The sequence below is a fragment of the Shewanella algae genome (assembly GCF_009183365.2).
Classification (GTDB): Bacteria; Pseudomonadota; Gammaproteobacteria; order Enterobacterales; family Shewanellaceae; genus Shewanella; species Shewanella algae.
In genome coordinates, this window is record NZ_CP068230.1 from 721821 (window position 1) to 740406 (window position 18586).

General features: G+C 50.7%; 17 protein-coding genes and 1 pseudogene. 16 read left to right on the plus strand and 2 right to left on the minus strand.

The window, feature by feature from the left end:
- Nucleotides 1–143: 143 nt before the first annotated feature.
- From E1N14_RS03380 to E1N14_RS03415, 8 genes and pseudogenes are all read left to right on the plus strand, one after another.
- Complete coding sequence (locus tag E1N14_RS03380; protein WP_051547104.1) at nt 144–2108, plus strand: deaminase domain-containing protein; 1965 nt, start codon at nt 144–146, stop codon at nt 2106–2108.
- A gap of 2 nt (nt 2109–2110) precedes the next feature.
- Nucleotides 2111–2443, plus strand: coding sequence for an Imm3 family immunity protein (locus tag E1N14_RS03385; RefSeq protein WP_028779714.1), 333 nt, complete (start codon nt 2111–2113; stop codon nt 2441–2443).
- A gap of 90 nt (nt 2444–2533) precedes the next feature.
- Nucleotides 2534–3061, plus strand: coding sequence for a hypothetical protein (locus tag E1N14_RS03390; RefSeq protein ID WP_051547102.1), 528 nt, complete (start codon nt 2534–2536; stop codon nt 3059–3061).
- Nucleotides 3051–3281, plus strand: coding sequence for a hypothetical protein (locus tag E1N14_RS03395; RefSeq protein ID WP_025011296.1), 231 nt, complete (start codon nt 3051–3053; stop codon nt 3279–3281). Before E1N14_RS03390 ends, E1N14_RS03395 begins: the two co-directional genes overlap by 11 nt.
- The gene (locus tag E1N14_RS03400; protein ID WP_062793748.1) at nt 3278–3700 is read left to right on the plus strand and encodes a GTP pyrophosphokinase; all 423 of its coding nucleotides are present in this window, start codon (nt 3278–3280) and stop codon (nt 3698–3700) included. Before E1N14_RS03395 ends, E1N14_RS03400 begins: the two co-directional genes overlap by 4 nt.
- Before the next feature lie 227 nt (nt 3701–3927).
- Nucleotides 3928–4917, plus strand: coding sequence for a transposase (locus tag E1N14_RS03405; RefSeq protein WP_152134856.1), 990 nt, complete (start codon nt 3928–3930; stop codon nt 4915–4917).
- A gap of 214 nt (nt 4918–5131) precedes the next feature.
- Nucleotides 5132–5353: pseudogene (locus tag E1N14_RS03410) on the plus strand (alpha-amylase family glycosyl hydrolase); the annotation flags it as partial.
- Between the two features lie 410 nt (nt 5354–5763).
- Entirely contained in the window at nt 5764–6513 is a 750-nt protein-coding gene (locus tag E1N14_RS03415; RefSeq protein WP_062793739.1) for an Imm52 family immunity protein, read from the plus strand.
- 154 nt (nt 6514–6667) lie between these two features.
- Here the strand turns inward: E1N14_RS03415 and nfi are convergent, their stop codons facing one another.
- On the minus strand, nt 6668–7345 hold the full coding sequence (gene nfi, locus E1N14_RS03420; protein ID WP_054743509.1) for a deoxyribonuclease V: 678 nt from the start codon (nt 7343–7345) through the stop codon (nt 6668–6670).
- 239 nt (nt 7346–7584) lie between these two features.
- Here nfi and E1N14_RS03425 point away from each other — a divergent pair, with 239 nt between their 5' ends.
- The 7 genes from E1N14_RS03425 to E1N14_RS03455 all read left to right on the plus strand — a co-directional run bounded on the left by E1N14_RS03425 (nt 7585) and on the right by E1N14_RS03455 (nt 15526).
- Nucleotides 7585–7782 carry a YheV family putative zinc ribbon protein gene (locus E1N14_RS03425; protein ID WP_025890053.1) on the plus strand — a complete coding sequence of 66 codons (198 nt, stop codon included), beginning with the start codon at nt 7585–7587 and terminating at the stop codon, nt 7780–7782.
- A 173-nt stretch (nt 7783–7955) separates the two neighbouring features.
- A complete protein-coding gene (locus E1N14_RS03430; RefSeq protein WP_025011292.1) occupies nt 7956–11627 on the plus strand; it encodes an ATP-binding protein in 3672 nt (1223 codons plus the stop codon).
- Nucleotides 11627–12277 (plus strand): hypothetical protein, encoded by a 651-nt coding sequence (locus E1N14_RS03435; RefSeq protein WP_025011291.1) that lies wholly within the window; start codon nt 11627–11629, stop codon nt 12275–12277. Before E1N14_RS03430 ends, E1N14_RS03435 begins: the two co-directional genes overlap by 1 nt.
- Nucleotides 12274–13494: a hypothetical protein gene (locus tag E1N14_RS03440; RefSeq protein ID WP_025011290.1), complete on the plus strand. Its 1221-nt coding sequence runs from the start codon at nt 12274–12276 to the stop codon at nt 13492–13494. Before E1N14_RS03435 ends, E1N14_RS03440 begins: the two co-directional genes overlap by 4 nt.
- 274 nt (nt 13495–13768) lie before the next feature.
- Nucleotides 13769–14911, plus strand: a complete 1143-nt coding sequence (locus E1N14_RS03445) for a transglutaminase-like domain-containing protein (protein ID WP_062793738.1) — start codon at nt 13769–13771, stop codon at nt 14909–14911.
- 16 nt (nt 14912–14927) lie between these two features.
- A complete protein-coding gene (locus E1N14_RS03450; RefSeq protein ID WP_037437323.1) occupies nt 14928–15245 on the plus strand; it encodes a mercuric transporter MerT family protein in 318 nt (105 codons plus the stop codon).
- Complete coding sequence (locus E1N14_RS03455) at nt 15242–15526, plus strand: heavy-metal-associated domain-containing protein (RefSeq protein ID WP_025011288.1); 285 nt, start codon at nt 15242–15244, stop codon at nt 15524–15526. The genes E1N14_RS03450 and E1N14_RS03455 overlap by 4 nt, the downstream gene beginning before the upstream one ends.
- Before the next feature lie 109 nt (nt 15527–15635).
- On the opposite strand, the gene E1N14_RS03460 is transcribed toward E1N14_RS03455, so the two are convergent.
- Nucleotides 15636–16055, minus strand: a complete 420-nt coding sequence (locus tag E1N14_RS03460) for a CBS domain-containing protein (protein WP_025011287.1) — start codon at nt 16053–16055, stop codon at nt 15636–15638.
- Between the two features lie 247 nt (nt 16056–16302).
- Between E1N14_RS03460 and E1N14_RS03465 the strand changes: the two genes are divergently transcribed.
- Nucleotides 16303–18066 carry an alkaline phosphatase D family protein gene (locus tag E1N14_RS03465; RefSeq protein WP_062793737.1) on the plus strand — a complete coding sequence of 588 codons (1764 nt, stop codon included), beginning with the start codon at nt 16303–16305 and terminating at the stop codon, nt 18064–18066.
- Nucleotides 18067–18586: the final 520 nt, after the last annotated feature.

Consider the following 18586-nt stretch of genomic DNA (forward strand, 5'->3'; position numbering starts at 1 on the left):
AGCCAAAGTTTCAGATATTTCTGAGCTGCTTTTTGTAAAAACTTGCAGTACCATCCAGGCGCGCTCAAAAAAGCGCCACAGGAAACAAGGAGTTTTACCAAGGGGTAACCTAATTACCTTGGGGCAGACAGGGAGAGTCGTAGATGGGCGTAATCCGCGTAGTCAGCATGGCTGAGTTGCATCTCAGCGATGCCGGGCAGATTGAGGCCAACTGGCAAAGCTTGAGCAATGAACAGCTGGTATCTTTGGCGCCGTCCGGGCGCTCGCTCGAGCAGCTCAAGCGGGAACTGGCCGATGGCAGCAGAGTGATCCTCAGTGATACTCCAATCTTGCCACTATTTCGTTATCAATCAGGCGAGTGGATTACCAACATTCAAGAAGGTATTTCCCCTCACGCCGTTAATCAGATCCAAAAGCGTTTTGCCTCTGCAGGCAGCAGTGCTCACTTTAAGACATCCACCGGCAGCCTGGCCCCGGCCATCGAACCTGTTTACAGCCCGGATCCCAGCCTTACTCAGATTGCGCCCACCACGGCGCCAACGGCCAAAATCAGCCCCAAGTTCGCTCAAGCCAGACGCAGGTTGGAGTTGGAACTGGTTTACGATGACAAAGAGGAGACGGCGGCCGGTAAGGTGCCCTATAGAGTCGAATTCAGTGATGGTTCGCAAAAGAGCGGGGTATTGAATGCCAAGGGCTGGGCCTGCCTGGAAGATTGCCCCAACGGGGAAGCCACAGTGATCTTCGGCGATGAGGCTGAGCGCCAAAGTGCAGAGCAAAGGTTACCCGGCCTCTACCGTCAGTTGGCGGCGTCGCTGGACACCGCGGCAGCGGAAATGGCCAAGAAAAGCGAACAGTTGGCCGCTCAGGCGGATGTTCAGCAAATCAGTGACAGCTTCAGGCAAAAAGTGGATGCACAGCTGGCGGAGCTGACGGCTCAGCGAGAGCAGTTCAACCAACAGCAAATCTGGCAACAAGCCTTGCAGACTGGCCAGGCTTATACACAGGGGCTGAGTCAGGGAACAGCCAGCTTCATGGACGATTTGCTGGATTTCAGTGGCTTGATGGCATTCCTCGAGGAAGCAGAGATAAGTCTTTCTTTGTTGCTCGAGGCGATAATGACAGGCGATGTCGATGCTCTGGAGAGCAAACTGGCCCAATGGCGTGCCCGCGGTGAAAATGGCTTGAAGGCCACAGGTGAGGCGATGGAAATGCTGATCTTGCTGTTAAAAGATGAGTATGTCCGGGCCTTATTGCAATCACTGCCACTGCGTTATCTCGACGCCCTTCCCAAAGATAAGCTGGCCGAAATAACCGGTTATATACATAGCCGGGTCAGTTTGGATGGCATGTTGGAGATGTCTCTTGTCCTGCTTGCGGCGCTGGTTGGCAGCGTCTTTGGGGTGATCCTGATGTTTCTTGTTGTGACCAAGAAACGGGCCAGCAGGATTATCAGCCCGGCCAGTAGCGTATTGGAAGATATCGCCAAGGCCCAAAAGGCGATTCGGAACGACCATGCAGTTCAAACTTATATCGGAAAACACCAGACTCCACTGAATAGCAAGACGCCAAAGGGTGATGTTGACACTCCCCAGAAAAGTCGGAAGAATGCGGATAAAGATGTTCCAAACAGGCAAGTGTTGACTAAAGCTGAAAGACTAAACATCCAAAAGGCGCTACAAACCCGAGTTGAAGATATTCGTGCTGAGCTACCTAAAAAGCTTCAAGGTAGCGGCAATGTTGGAGTTGCTCAGCTTGATATTCCAGGATTGCCAATAGAGTTGAAGGCTCATAGTCGTATTAACTATCCAACCGATAAGGGCGCTGATGGGTTTGTGCATTTAGCTGATGAATCTGATTGGATTTTTAAACCGAAGGCAGTCGATCCCGACAATGTTAGAGTGGGTACGCCAGACGCGTATACAAGACAATGGGATACGGAGTTTAAGATCTTGAACGATGTGGCTTTAAGGCTTGGAAATAATCGAAATGCAACAGGCTCAATAAACCTGTTTACAGAAAGGTTAACTTGTACCAGTTGCACTGATGTTATTTTCGATTTTAAAGCTCGTTATCCTAATATTCAGCTAAACGTGTTTGCGGGGGAATAATTATGGACAAATGGTCATACGAAGAACTTCAAGAATTTATCCATGAGGATATTGAAGAGTTTATGCGCGATGGGCTCGATATTCGACAAGCTTCTTCACGTGTACAGGTTGAGTATGCGAAGTCAATTGAGAGTGGTGAGCTAGAAAAGCTAATTATTTATATGGTTTTGTGTGAAGAAGGCCTAATGCATGGATTTCTCAGGGATGATATCAAGGAGCAAACTCTAGAATTGTTAGAGCGGATTAATCTTGAACGGTGTGATCAACAACTTAGTGATGATGAACAGTGTAGGTTAAGAGATGATATGAATCGAATATCTTCTCTTCTTGCATAAAGCGAACCCGACAGTGGCGGGTATGTTGTTCCAAACAAGTTTGGTGAAATCTACTCTAAGGCACCAGCGGCAAAATTAGAGATTGATACAATGGCGGACGAGATTGCTGATATGTTTGGTGGTCAAGTTGCGAAAGCACCAATTAAATCTCAAGAAAGAGCTATCCAAAAAATCATGAATCACTATGGTGGAGATGCTTCGAGAATTAAGGATTTGGCAAGAAATACGATAATTGTATCTCCCGATAAAATGGATTTAGTCGTAGCAGAACTTGCTCAACGTGGCGCAAAAGTCAAAGTCATAAATGGTGCTACTGATCCGTTGGGTTATAGCGGGGTTAATTCGACTATAAAAACTCAAGCCGGTATTTTTGGTGAGATCCAAGTAAACACACCTGCAATGATCTACGCTAAGGAGTCTGAACCAATGGCGAGGACTCTACTTGGTGACGATCTGTATAGCTCAATAGCAACCAAATCTGGAATACCTGGAGGACAAGGTCATAAGCTCTATGAGCAGTGGCGCGTATTGCCATCATCCGATCCAGGACGATCTGCACTTGAAGCTCAAAGTAAAGCGTATTACGACGCTGTTAGGAGATCAGTTTATGGCAATTAAGACAGGTGAATATCTGAATACAAAAGATGTTTATATTGACTATCCGTTTGAAGATGTAATGTTTAGGCGCATGAAGAATGACGGAGCTATTTATCGGAAGTTTTACGGTGAGCAGGAGTCTTCAGAGGTGATTAGTGACGATAATAGACTCTTTAATGAGGCGCTGTTGTCTGGAGATGAAATAACGAAGGAAGAGTATGAGGCAGGAAAGAAAGGGTGAGCGACCTAGATCAGGCAATATCAATTGCAACAAAAGCACATGCTGGCCAGCTTGATAAGGCTGGTCAACCATATATTTTGTACCCGCTAAGGTTGATGCTTAAATTTCAGGCTGAAGATGAAATGATTGTAGCAGTGTTGCATGATGTGGTTGAAGATAGCTCGTTTACTCTGGAATCTTTAAAAAAGTATGAGTTTTCAGAAGTCGTCATTAACGCTGTAGCGAGCTTGACCAAGAGTAAAGGCGAAAGCTACGAAGACTTTGTCTTACGAGTATCAAACAATGATTTAGCGAGAAAAGTTAAGCTTGAAGATATTAGGGATAATCTGGATCTGACTAGATTGGGCAAGATAACGGACAAAGATTTGGCGAGAGTTGAAAAATATCACCGGGCTTTAAAGCGGCTGGAAAATAAGTAGTTCCAAACAAACCGAATGTCTTTACATGTATTGGACCAAAGAAAAACTAAAAAAAAACAGCAAAAAACAGGAAAGCCATATAAAAAAATAAAAAACAAAAAAAACAGGACAGCCATATCTTTTTTAAATAAAAAACAATAAAAAACAGGACAGCCATATCTTTTTGATGTTTCACACAGCCTCGACTAGGCTTTGAAATACCCATCAAAGCTCAGTCGAGGTTGGTTATGACCACCGCCCGTCGCCAGTTGATAGATGCTGAAAGTACGCCTTTTTACCACGTGATTAACCGTTGCGTGAGAAGGGCATTTTTGTGTGGTGAAGATGCACTGTCGGGGCGCAGTTACGAACATAGGCGTGGCTGGATAGTGGATAAAATCAGGCAGTTGTCGTCAATATTCTGCATCGACGTTTGCGCTTATGCGGTTATGAGTAATCACTACCATTTGGTGCTCAAAATCGACCTTGCAGCGCAACAATCGTTGTCGCCATTTGAAGTCATTGAACGTTGGACAGGGCTCTTTAGTGGCAATCCTGTGGCGGCAAAGTTCCTCAAGGGCGATAGTCTCTCAGACGGTGAGCGAATACTGTTGGATACGCTGATTGGTAATTGGCAGGAACGCCTTGGCAGTATCAGTTGGTTTATGCGCTGTTTAAACGAAGATATCGCCCGCAAGGCCAATCGAGAAGATGGCTGCAAGGGCGTATTCTGGGAAGGACGCTTTAAGTCGCAGGCGCTGCTCGATGAACAGGCGCTACTGGCCTGCATGATGTACGTGGATTTAAATCCCATTCGCGCAGGTATTGCAGATTCGCTGCAAACTTCTGATTACACATCCATTCAGGAGCGCATAGAAGAACATGCTGAGCCTGCATCTGCCAATGCTTCAGTTAAGCCACTGCTGCAATTTGATGGTGCGGCAACTACCGCCGAACAAGTCGGGATTCCATTTCACTTTGCCGACTATCTGGAGCTGATTGATTGGACAGGCCGGGCGGTGCGGGAAGACAAGCGTGGCTTTATTGCCTCTTCCAGGCCCAAACTACTGCTTGAGCTTGGTATCAGTGACGATGCCTGGATAACTTCCGCCAAGGAGTTTCGCCGTCAGTACAGTGGTATGAGTGGCCGATGGGATGCGATGTGTGCCATGAAGGCCAAATATGGCGGTAAGTGGTGCCGGGGTAAGCAACAAAGCCAAGCAATACATCCCCATTAACTTTAAGCCGTTGGTAATTTTGCATAAACAGGCTTAAGCCTGCTGCAGGCATGCCGCTACGGCAATTCTGCATGAACCTCCGAAAGTGAGCGTCTCAGAGAGGCTCATTTCCATAAAACTGTCGTTATTTATCAGAGACTGACACCCGGCGGCGTGCTTCCTTGCTGCTCAGAAAATGTTTAGGGTGTCCTGCATGTTGTCCTGCATGTTTTGGGCGGTGCGGGAAGACAAGCGTGGCTATATTGCTTATTCCAGACCCAAATTACTGCTTGAGCTTGGTATCAGTGACGATGCCTGGATAACTTCCGCCAAAGAGTTTCGCCGTCAGTACAGTGGCATGAGTGGCCGATGGGATGCGATGTGTGCCATGAAGGCCAAATATGGCGGTAAATGGTGCCGGGGTAAGCAACAAAGCCAAGCAATACATCTCCATTAACCTTAAACCGTTGGTAATTTTTCAGAAACAGGCTTAAGCCTGCTGCAGGCATGCCGCTACGGCAATTCTGCATGAACCTCCGAAAGTGAGCGCCTCAGAGAGTCTCATTTCCAAAAATACGTCGTTATTTATCAGAGACTGACACCCTGCAGTGAGCTTTTCCTTATAACTCAGAAAGTGTTTAGGATGTCCTATATATCATATTTTTTAGGATGTCCTATATATCCTATTTTAGGATGTCCTATATATCATATATCTTCGAGAAAGCAGTCAGCTGTAGCATCACAGGTGAAAACGAAAGTCGAGTGGCATATACCTAATCAAGAAAAGTTTGAACTTGTAAATCAGTTGTTAAGAGAGAGTAAAGTTAAACATATTAAACCAGTTTATACGCCTAAGGGTGGTCAATAATGATTAGAGCAAAAGAATACATGGGATTCTATTGGCAAGACAGGCAACAGTGCCTAGATGAATACTTATCTTTCATCATTGATTTACTCATAGGTATTGAGGCAGCGGTAGAACGCCCGTGCTCATTTGAAATACTCTCAAAGGGACTAAAACTAGATGTGATGCCAGATGATTTTCTCGAACAAAAGAGTAAAATTATTAGTTTAGTGCTTGACCCTGATGTCGCATATACAGAAGTTGTTCAAGAAGATTCGACTGTTTCCCTATTGTCCCCTTTGGGGTTCACATCGCAGTGGAAAGTTAAATTGGACTGTGGGCCAGTTTTTTTTATTATAGTGAGTTCGGGAGCATATGGTACTGCTAGTCCGGGAAATTCTGTTGTATGTAAACTAGATTATACAGTTGAAAGTAGAGTCAATGAATTGCAGTTTTTTAGGCAAGTTTGGAAGCTTTTAGTTACACAATGTAATCCAGAATTTGCAGTGTTCACGTCTCATGATTTGGCTTGCAAAATAGATCCTGATATGGAGTTTGACAATAGTGTCGGTTGGATTTCATACGTGAGTTCTACAGTCAACAGCCAGTCTATACCTAGTGATGTCATAATTAGTAATCTAGCTAATGGTTGTCAGTTGGAGGTAATTGAACGCTTAATGGGTGTTAATGATTCTGAAGTCGTTAATCTGTTGAGAAATACTCAGATTGCATTGGTTAATGCAGGAGTTATTTCTGTTGAAGATGATTTCTAGCTAGTTTATCTAACTAAAAGGTGTCTAGGAAAGAAATCAGTGGCAATTCATTGTTTTATCATGGGTGACTTGATTTTTTATAAACTTGGATGACGTAAAGTTATTTAAATCTGATAAGCCAGATTGTTATGTCGAGTTCAATCGAGAGGATGTATTAGCTTAGCTGCTTGATAGTAGAGTTCACAAGTTGATCTGCTTGCCTAGTCGTTTCTGGTAAACGATATTTAGGTGATAGCTTCAGAATCCAATCACAAGCAGTTGATAATGAAATACGGTGACCAATTGAAACGTAGATAGGATTTATCCTTGTCTGAGTTCTCAACACATTACCAATTACTTCATTGTGATCCATTAGAGGTGCAATAGCCCCTCTTATTGGACTTGGATCTTGATGTTCGCCGAGTAATCGTGTTTTACCACAGCCAATGGTGGGTATATCAAAAATAACACCAAGATGACAAGCCAAGCCAAAACGACGGGGATGTGCGTAACCTTGTCCGTCACACACGACCAAATCCGGTGAGTGCTGAAGTTTTGCGAATGCTTGAATTAATGGTGGTAGTTCTCGGAAGGAAAACAGTCCTGGAATATATGGAAATTGAACCTTGTCTTCTGCGGTTGCTGTTTCAACAATCTCTAAACTATTGGCATCGAGAACAACAACAGCAGCTACTAAGTTGTCGTTATCTTTTTTATAGGCAACGTCAACACCAGCGATCAGTTTGATTTCATTAAACTGATCTGTCTTTACAACTTTGGCTGCCAGCTCTTTTTGTAAAGCCAGAGCTTCTACTTCGCTAATATTCCAGTCATGCTTGATAATAAGATCCATTATTGATTTCCCTATCCGCGCTACAGCAGGCGATTGTACCCGATAGCCAGATATTTTCATTATAACTTTGGCTTTCGGATACCAGCAGGCCTGTTTTGCTAACGTCATCATCCGGCACGGGGATCCCCCCGCTTTTCCAGCACCTTGGCGCAAACATTGCCGTAATGCTGTTTAAAATGCGCCACAGCGGCTACAGATATGGCAAAATAGCGCCATTGCTTATCAACTAGACTCAGAAGATGAACAGGATCAAGAAACGCTTTGTGGCCGGTGCCAAATGCCCCAAATGTCAGGCTCAGGACAGCATAGTGCTGTTCAAGGAGAACGGCATAGAAACGGTCGAGTGTGTCGAGTGTGATTACCGCGAGCAGCAGACCGATGACAAGGTCAGCCATAAGGCGACAGGTGAAGTGATAGGCCTGTTCAAACCTGAATAATATTCTTTGAAACCCGCAGCGGATCCCGCTTTCTTTACCGGCCATTCAATTGCCAAGGGTGGGTCTTTCCATTAATTTAAGGGTTTTGCTGTATTGAGGCGGTTTGCCCGCCTGTTGCCGCGAGTGCCGGGGCCTCTGGCCGTTTGGTGCTTGCTGTCTGCATAAGGATTTATATGCCAAGCTTGATTCGAATAGTGCTGATCGACACCCATCTGCCGGGCGTAGTGGAACTGAAGCTCGATGGCCATACCAATATCTGTGGTACCAACGCCTCGGGTAAGACCACGCTGCAGCGTCTGGTGCCTGTGTTTTATGGTGAATACCCCAGCCGGGTCGTGCCTTCGACCCGTGACAGCTTCGAGCGCTGGTATCTGCCCAGAGAATCCAGCTATATCATTTACGAATACCAAAAGAGTGATGGCTTGCTGTATCAGGCGGTGCTGGCCTCGGCCGGCGATGGCAAAGGGGTCAACTATCGCTTTATCGCCAAGGGATTTGAACTGGGAGACTATATCAAGTCCCAAAACGGCGACACTATTTTGTGCCATACCATGGCCGAACTGGGCCGTGAGATGAAACGCGCCGGAGTGAACCATACCAAGCTTTTGAATACCCGAGAGTTTCGCGCCATCATCCAGAATGACCGCACCTTGCTCAACACAGGCACCAGCCGCACTGAGCTGCGCAGCTATGCCCGTTTGTTCTCTCTGTGCGAGGCCGACCATTCACTGCGCCATATCGAAAAGCTGGCCAAGGCGGTGCATTCCAAAGAAGGCAAAATGGAAACGGTCAAGTCGATGATCGCCGCCATTTTGGAAGAAGATGGCGTTAACCCACCGGCATCAAGGCTCAATCCACAACGCGTCGAGGCCTGGATCCGCGAGAGTCAGCTGATCGCCGGGTTTGAGCAGATCCGTCCCGAATTTGACAAGCTGGAGCAGGAGTTCAACGAGCTGCTGTCGGCCGAACTGCGTCTTGGCAGCCTGGCCAAAGGTTATCGCAATGACGAAGTGCTGGAGGCCCAGCGTCAGGAGCAAAATCAGACCCTGTCGCGGGAGCTGAACTTCCGTCTCAAGGCATTGGACGATGAGTGGAAAGAGCAGCGCGACGAGCTTAACCAGGAGCTGTCTGCCGCCAAGGGCGATGTCGCCAAGCTGGAGTATGAACTCGACGCCATCGAAAACCAGCATGCGGCGTTTCTCGATGCCGATATTGAACAGGCCAAGGCCAATCTGGAACAGCTGCCGCTGTGGCGTAGCGATCTTGAGAACCTCAGCGAAAGACACAAGCTGCAAACAGAGAAACACCAGGACATAGAAGCCGCCTATAACGCCCGCCGCAGCAAGATTGGCGAACAGCTCAACAAGGAGCTGGAAAAGCTGCAGCAGGAGCTGGATAAGCAACGAGAGGCCCGCGACAAGCAGCGTGAAGTGGCCCGGGAAGACTTGGCGCGCCTCGATGCCGAATTCCGTGAACAACAGGAAAACGGCAAGGCCAAATTCCAGGAGCAGGAGTACCAACTCAAGCTCAATGCGGCCGAGCTCAAGCTGCAGGTCGACAGTGTGACTTATACCGAGGAGGAGAAGCTCAGCCTGGCGGTATTCGACGAGCGTATCGACCGCGCCGATGCCGAGCAGGAGGCTGCCAACGCCAAGGTGGAGCGGCTGATGAGCGAAGAGCGCAAGCAGCGCTCACTCAGGGATCAGGCCAGCGAATCACTCAGAATTGCCGCGCTCAGAGTCACGGAGCGCCAGGGCGATCTGGACGATCTCAAACACATGCTGTTCCCCCAGTCCCACACCTTGCTGGAGTTCCTGCGTAAAGAGGTGCCGGGTTGGGAGCAGCACCTGGGTAAGGTGGTACATCCCGACTTGCTGCACCGCACTGACTTGCACCCCAATGTCGGCGTCGAAAGTGACAGCCTTTTCGGGATCTCATTGGATCTCAAGGCGCTGGAAATTCCCGAATACGCCAGTTCAGAGCCTGAGCTGAGGGCCAAGCTGGCCAAGGCCGAAGATGCGCTGCAAAACGCCTATGGGCTGCAGGAAGAAGCGGAAGAGCGCCTGGTGCAGGCCAACGAAGCGCTGGATAAACTGAACCGCGAGCTGACCTTTGCCCGCACGGCATACAAGAATTTGCGTGACGATTTGCGGCGTCTGTTCGAGGAGCGCCGCACTGTGCAGGAGCAGATCAACAAGGCGTTGGCAGAGCGTAAGGCGCAGGCCGGTAAACGCCTGACACTGCTGGATCAGGAGATGAAACAGCTGCGCAACCAGCACCTGGAATGGCTGGAGGAGCTTAAAGAGCAGGCGCTGGATGCCAGAATGGAAAAGAATGCCTACTGGCAGGAAGTGGTCGGCGCGCTGGAGCAGCACCTGGAGCAGCTCAAGGAGAGCATCAATCAGCGTCGCAGTCGTGCCAAAGAGGAGCAAAAAGCCTGCGAGCAGTGGTACAAGAACGAGCTCAAGTCCCGCGGGGTGGACGAAGACAAAATTCTCGCCCTCAAGCGGGAGATCCGCGAGCTGGAAGGTGCTATTGCCGCTGCCGAGCAGCGCCGCAGTGAAGTGCTGCGCTATGACGACTGGTATCAGCATACCTGGTTGGTGCGTAAACCCAAGTTGGTGACCGACTTGGGCGAAGTAAAGCGCGCCGCCTCCGAGCTGGATCAGCAATTGAAAACCAAGGCCAACGAAGTCAAACATGCCCGCCAGCAACTGGAGCTACAAAGGCGCCAGTCCGATGCCGCTCAGGTAGAGGCCTCGGAAAACCTCACCAAGTTGCGCGCCTTGCTGCGTAAGCTGGCTGAACTGAAGTTGCCGCGTAACGATGAAGAGCCCCAGGGCAGCCTGGGTGAACGTCTGCGTCAGGGCGAGGAGCTGTTGCTCAAGCGGGAGCATCTGCTGGGTTCGGTCAGGCAGTATGTGGATCATTTCGATCAGGTGATTGCCAGCAAGTCAGGCTCCAGCCTGTCCGAGTTCTGGGAAAAGGCCCGTGAAGAGTCCAGCTCAGTCAACGACAAGGGCATACGCCTGCTGGATTATCGCAAGTTGGTGCCGCATCTGGCCCAGTTGCTCAATGTGATGGTGCCGCAGTCGATTACCGCGCTGCGTGAACAGGGCCGGATCTTCGGTGTCGACCTGACCGCCTTCTACGATGTTTTGGCCGATATCGACCGCCGTATTGCCTCCCAGAGCGCCCGTATTACCCGCGAAGTCGGGGAGGAGCTGTTCCTCGACGGCGTCTCTGAATCTGCGGTCAGGATCCGCTCGCGTATCAGCGAACTTGAGTTCTGGCCTGAGCTGGAGCTGTTCGTCAAGGCGTTCCGTGCCTGGAAGGCCGAAGGCTTCACCGGTCTGCCGGATGAGCACTATACCAACAGCATGCGCCGGGCACTGGATATCATAGGCCGCTCGGCCCTGACCGGCGGCATCGCCAAGCTGCTGGAGATTGAGCTGCGCCTCAAGGAGGGCAACTCAGATCTGGTGATCCGCACCGACCGTCAGCTCAACGAGTCATCCAGTCATGGTATGGCTTATCTGATCCTCTGTAAGTTTCTGCTGGCCTTTACCCGCTTGCTGCGGGGCAAGGCGGATGTCACTGTGCACTGGCCGATTGATGAGCTGGGCACCTTGCACCACGCTAACGTGAAGAAGATCTTCGATGCCTGTGAAAACAACAATATCAGCGTGTTGGGTGCTTTCCCCAACCCTGAGTCCGAGGTACTGAATTTGTTTGCCAACCGCTACATCATCAACAAGCAGACCAAGCGACTGCAGGTGGTTAAACCCAAGGTCGATCCCATAGCGCAAAAGCTCTCTGAGCGCTTGGCCAAGGAGGCGGTGTAATGAGCGAACTGCAAAGCACTATCGTCGGCTCAGGCGCCCTGATTGAGCGCCTGCTCAAGGGTGAATTTATCTGCCGCACCACGGATGAGGAAGGCTGGCGCTCACTCAAGAGCCCGGCCACCCGTGACAGAGTCGAGGCCTATCTCAACCAAATCAACCGCACTGTGGCCCAGGCCGCCGAGGGCGAAGTCTTCTTCTGCGGTTATCTGCAGTTGGGAGAGGACGAGCGCAAAGTGATTTCGGCGCAGTTTCGCGATATCTGCCAGGCGTTGATCCCCATGGTGGAATGGCTGGTATTGGTGCAGGAAGCCAGCGGCCAGGACGCGCCCCTGACCGAAGGCGCGGCGGTGCGGCTTACCGAATTGCAGAGCCGCATAGAGGATACGCCGGCGTTTCGCGAACAACTGGCCAAGCTGAGCCAGTATCGCTTGTTCGGCTCCAGCTCAAGCAGTGTCGATGGCCAGATTAAACTGGTTTTCAAGCGCTTGCAGGAGCTGGGTTATCTGGTGCGGCCGAATCCGGAAAAACAGATCTATATCGCCACCGGCAAGCTGGATTACCTCTACGAAGTGATCCGCTTTATCGATGAAACCGAGGGCCTCAGTCTGGAGGCTCAGGCTGAAACTGCCACCCAGAGGGATCTGATATGAGCAGCAACCTGCATCAGGCCGGGGTCAAGCTGCTGAGGCTGCTTGGGCGTAACGCCGAATTGGTGATGGACGCCTATCTTTCCGGTAGCTTGGACGAGACCCGGCAGGAACCTGCGCTGCTGAAGAAGCTTACCGACAACGGCATTCTCTGGCGCCCCGAGCCGGACGAACCGCTCAGATTGTCGCGTAATGTCAGGGCCCTGCTGGAAGAGGGCCTCAAGGATGAGCGTAACCGCCAGATCAACGCCAACGTCGGTTCGGCCCTGGCTACCATCAAGACCTTGGCCAATCACTACCGTGAGGCGCGCGCCAGTGTGGATTACAGCGCCGCCGAGGCCTATCTGGCGGACTTGACCGAACACGTATTCAGCTTCACCGAGAGCCTGCGTTACTCCATTCGTGTGCTCTGGGGCCGGATCAATAACGAGTTTGGGTATGTGGGCTCAATTAACGCCAAGATCCGTGAAAACGAGCTGGCTCAGAGTCAGGTATCGGAACTGCTTAACGGCCTGGAGCTGTTTGAGTTTACCGAGCTTGGCGAAATTGCCGGTGATATCCGTGAGCTGCGCCGCCTGCTGGTGACCATGTTGCAGGACACTCTCAGTGATTGCACCCAGGAGCTGAGTGTGGTGCAGGGGCGTCTACTGGAATTGCTGGGACGCTTCAGGCAGATCCGCGGTCGTACCCGTTTGCTCAAAGGCTGGTTGCTGTATACAGATTTGCACCCAGACTACCAGGTGGCCGACCATGTGGCGCACAAGCAGGTGCCTGTGCTGTTCAATCATGCCGAGGCCTTGCTGGCACCGGCATCTGTGGATGTGAATAACAGCGGCCAGGAACTGCAACTGATGGAGATGGTGGCCCGTATCAAGGCTATCAGTCGTGACCATCTGCCGAAGAGGTTGCAGGAGCACGATGTGCCGGTTGCGGTTAATCCTCAGGAAGACTTTGATATTCCTGATAACCCGCTCAAAGAGGCCGTGGATGAGTACTTCTGCGCCGTCATTGACTCGGGCCGCAACACTTCGGCGCTGGAATATCTGCAGCAGCAACAGCTGTCCTGGGATCCGGAAAGCTGGCTCTATCAGGTGATAGGCGGCTTCGAGGGGCTCAGTGAAGAGCACAAACGCTTCTTTGCCCTGGAGCCTTTGGGTGAACCCCATCCGCTTTATTCGGGTAACTTCATTATCCGCGACGTGGAAGTGGGGCTGAGATAAGCCCAGGTAAGAATGTGATCCGGCGCCGGTTTTTCTGTCTGCCATACCGGCTTTACATTGGTAAACGTAAGGCGAGACAAGATGACCAATATGGTTGTTTTGTCTCGCAAACTTGTTAATTTTTCTTATTATTCCACCTTGCTGGTGACTCTGGCTGCACTGACCCTGTGTCTGCGGCTTTGTTGCGGTGCCAGGGGCCGCCACTTATAATGCTTCGGTCCGCCAGCGGGCACCTCATTGACTCGTCTGTTAATCAAACGTAAGGAATCGAATAATGCAAAGACGCAATTTTTTAAAAACTGCGGCTATTTTGTCGACGGCCGGTATCATCAGCCCTGTGATGGCGGCCACATCGAAGACCAAGGCCGTCGAGCATTATTCCGCCGACGGCCGCAGACATTTCACCCTGACTCAAGATTACCAACTGATCGCACCCGAGGGCTCAGAGGGCGTGGTCAAGTTGTGGATCCCGCTGGTGGAAGACACCCAGTTTCAGCAGCTACGCAAGCTGAACTTCAAAGGCAATTTCCAGGACGCTTATATCACTGCCGATAACAGCTATGGTGCCAAGACTCTGTTTGCCACCTGGCCTGATGCCAAAGGCAAGATGGAGCTGCAGTTGGTCATGGAGCTGGAAACCCTCGACTGGGAACCGCTGAAAAACGGCGAACTCGAACACTATCGCGCCCCAAAAACCATCCAGTACCCGGTGGATGTGGAGCGCTATCTGCTGCCGACCAAGCATATGCCCATTGATGGCATAGTGAAGCAGACTTCAGACAAGATTGTTGGCAAGGAAACCGACCCGCTGAAAAAGGCCCGCCTCATCTACAACTGGGTCAGCGCCAATATGTTCCGCGACAACGATGTTATCGGTTGCGGTACGGGTGATGTGGCCACTATTCTCGAGAGCGGCAAACTGGGTGGCAAGTGTACTGATATCAACTCGGTATTTGTGGCCTTGGCTCGCGCCGCCGGCATACCTGCCCGGGAGATGTTCGGGATCCGTGTTGGACAGGCTATTAAGATGGGCAAATACTCCAAGAAAGCCTTCGGCAGCAGTGATGTCAACGGCCTGGCCAAGGTCAGTGGTGGTCAGCACTGCCGTGCCATGTTCTATCTGGCGGGTTACGGCTGGTTGCCGGCCGACCCTGCGGATGTGACCAAGATGCGTTTGACCGAGAACAAGCAACACCAGGATCCCGATGTGCAGGCGGTCAACGACTATCTGTTCGGTAACTGGGAAATGAACTGGGTTGGTTTCAATTTCGGTCGTGACTTTGATCTGGCGCCCATGGCCGAGCAGACGCCGCTGAACAACTTTGGCTATCCTTATGCCGAAGTGGATGGCGACCCTGTGAACTACTATGACCCTAAAGTTTTCGCCTATGATTTCCAGTCAACAGAACAGCTCTAAGGGGTTTTTGGCGACACTGGCAGCAGCCGTTGTTGCCGCTGTCGCCTCCAGTCTGTGCTGTATTGGGCCGCTGATCTATCTGGTGTTTGGGGTATCGGCGGCCTCGCTGTCGGGCATTGAACAGCTGGGCTGGCTGCAAGTTCCCATGCTGGCGCTGTCGACTCTGTTGATCCTGCTGGGCTTTTGGCGTTTGTATTTTTCCAAAAGGCCTCTGTGCACCGCGACCATGAGCCGCACCAGAATGTTGCTGCTCTACTGGCTGGCCGTGCCTGTGGTATTGGCGTTTCAGCTTTACCCTTTTGTATTACCTTGGCTGTTAGAGGTGTTTGAATGAGAAGCTTGTTACTGGTTTTACTGCTGCTGTGCACGCCGTTTGCCTGGGCGGGCAATCTGGTGGTTACCCTGGATGTTAAAGGCATGACCTGCCCTTTGTGTGTCACGGTAATCAACAAGGCGCTGCGCAAGACAGAGGGCGTGATTAAGGCCAAGTCCTCGCTCAAGACCCAGCAGGCCAGAGTGATAGTGCCTGAAGGCTTTGATATGGATGCGCTGATAAAGGCGGTGGATGAAACCGGCTATAAGGGCAGTATCAATAAGATAGAGCCAGAGGCCTAAGAACTAAGAATTAAGACCTAAGACCTGGTTCATTCAATAGGTTCAGCTTGCGCCAAAAGCAAAAGCTCAGTCCAAAAAAGCGTGCTCTAAGCACGCTTTTTTGATGGGTTCAAGCCTTGAGCAACGCCCGGCAAAGTTTGACGAAGTCAGAAGAGGTGACTATGCCCTGCACCTTGTTGTGCTCGTCCACCACAGGCAGGCAGCCATGCTTGTTGGCGATAAAATAATCCACCACTTGGGTCAGTGGTGCATCGGCCTTGAGTGGTTCAAAGTCGGTTTCAATCAGATCGGCTATCAGGGTACCGCGTTCTTTTCGTTCCAGCGCCCCCTGACCGTAGCGGGTCAGCAGATTGACTACAGTGGCAATCATCTTTTTATGAGTGAGTATCCCTACCAGAGTGCCGCTGGCTTCTGATATCACCGGCAGATGGCGCACGCCCCGGGAATGCATCAACTGGTGGGCGTCCTTGACGCTGGCGCCGTCACTGATACACACCACCTGGGTGCTCATGATGTCTTTGACTTTCATTGTCTTGTTCCTTCACCTGGGCCCTGAGAGGGCTAATTCTCTGTCCTGTAAGGCATTTTGCCCCCTGTTACCGCGGGCTGCAAGTGCCTTGGCCTAAAGCGGACGTCATTTTGTTTAACCGACTGAATTCGTTTGAATATCAACAGATGTTTACCTGGTTGTCACAATTGTGTAATAGTTTGACTTCACAATCTGGACATCCGACCTCATACCAGCATTATGAAGCGTTTTTAAAGGAATAATAACAATGACCCGCAACTTCTCCCGTCGTGACTTTCTTGCCCTCTCAGCCAAAGGTGTTGGCGCTGCCGTACTCTCATATGGCCTGATGGGCTGCTCCAGTGACAATGATGACAATACTGTCGCCGCCGATTTTCTTCATGGTGTCGCCAGTGGTGATCCCACTCAGGATGCCGTGATTATCTGGACCCGGGTAACACCGCAAACGGCGGGGGATGTCAGAGTATCCTGGCAGGTGTCCCGTGATGGTGCCTTCAGCGACTTGGTGACCACAGGTGAAATGGTGACCAATGCCGAGCGTGACTACACGGTTAAAGTCGATGCCATAGGGCTGGAGAGCGGCAGCCGCTACTTCTATCGTTTTATGACGGGTGACAAGACATCCACAGTCGGTATGACCAAGACCCTGCCCGAGGGCGCGGTCGATTCGGTCAAACTGGCGGTTATGTCCTGCGCCAATTTCCCGGCCGGTTACTTCAATGTCTATGAACTGGCGGCGCAGCGGGACGATCTCGACGCCATGCTGCACTTGGGCGACTATATCTATGAATATGGCCGTGGTGGTTATGCCAGTGAACATGCCGCCGAGCTGGGCCGTGAGGTACTACCCGCGGGAGAGTTGCTGTCCTTGAGCGATTACCGTACCCGTTATGGCCAGTATCGCGGCGATGCCAGTTTGCAGAAGCTGCACGCCAAGCTGCCGTTTATTACCGTCTGGGACGATCACGAAGTGGCCAACGACACCTGGAAGGATGGTGCCGAAAACCATAACCAAGGGGAAGGGGACTTCGACGCCCGTAAACAGGCGGCATTGCAGGCTTACTTCGAATGGCTGCCTATCCGCCCATGGCGCGAGGGCAATCATGAAGAGATCTACCGCAGTTTCAGCTTCGGCGATCTGCTGGATTTGCATATGCTGGATACCCGGGTGTTGGCCCGTGACAAACAGTTGGACTATGGCAACTATCTGGATCCGGCTACCGGCGCTTTCAACGATCAGCAGTTTCTCGCCGACGTGACCGACACTCAGCGTACGCTTCTGGGCCAGACCCAACTGCTGTGGTTGCAGGGAAAACTGTTGCAATCCAGTGCCAAGTGGCAGCTTTTGGGGCAGCAGATACTGATGGGGCGGATGATGTTGCCGGCGGCGATAGCCACTCAGCAGCTGTCTATTCCGCAGTTTGCCGAGTTGGCGGCATTGGCCCAGCTGGCGGCTCGTGCTCAGGCCGGCGATCCGACACTGACCCAAGCGGAACTGACCTATCTGGCTGCCAACCAGGCCAAACTGACGCCGGAAGTGCTGGCACTTTTGCAACTGCCATCGATCCCCTACAACCTGGATGCCTGGGATGGCTATGCCTATGAGCGTGAAGTCGTGCTGGCCACTGCCCGGGCCTCGGGTAAAAACCTGGTGGTGATTGCCGGTGATACCCACAATGCCTGGGCCAATGATCTCAAGGACAAAGACGGCAACATGGTTGGGGTTGAGTTTGCCACCAGTTCGGTTTCCTCCCCTGGTCTTGAGTATTACCTCAACCTGCCTTCAGAGCAGATCCCGGCGACAGAGGCGGCCGTTGTAGGGCTGGTGGATGACCTTAAATACGCCAACCTGTTGAACCGGGGTTATATGACGCTGACCTTCAGCAGCGAAGAGGTGGTCAGCGAGTGGTTCTATGTGGATAGCATTCTGAGCAAAGATTTCACTGAAGCAGAGGGGCGCCGTGCCATTGCCCGTTCTTTGGATGGAAAGCCGGGGATCTTGCTTGGCTGACAAGTGCTTCAGGCATAGATAGTTTCAGACATGCCTGAGGCGTTTGCACCTTTTTGGATGAGTTGGGTTTGAAATAGGTGCCAAACGAAAACTTCAAGTCATACCTGAAAAAAGGACAGATCAAGAACTGTCCTTTTTCGATTCAAAATATGGCCAGAATCTTTAAATCATTTCAGTCTGCCAGGTTCATTTATCAGTGCTTTCTTGCCAGCCAATTTACCCAGTATCACCATGTACTTAATTAGCAGTTCTCTGCTGTTTGATGCGAATTCCCTCCCCTCTAATGAAATTAAAGATCCTTGAAGTGAGAAATAGGTCACAAATAAGCTTTTGCTGATTTAGCTCTATTAACAGGCTCTATATTGATTAATTGGTGATGTATGTCACGCTAATTAATTGCTTCGCTATCAAAGTTATACATTATGGTCATTTTGACCAGACAATTTGACCAATGGCTATTTGGAGTTAAATTCTGTTGATTTGTGTTTTTAAATATACTTTTAGTTTTTAATTCTTTTTC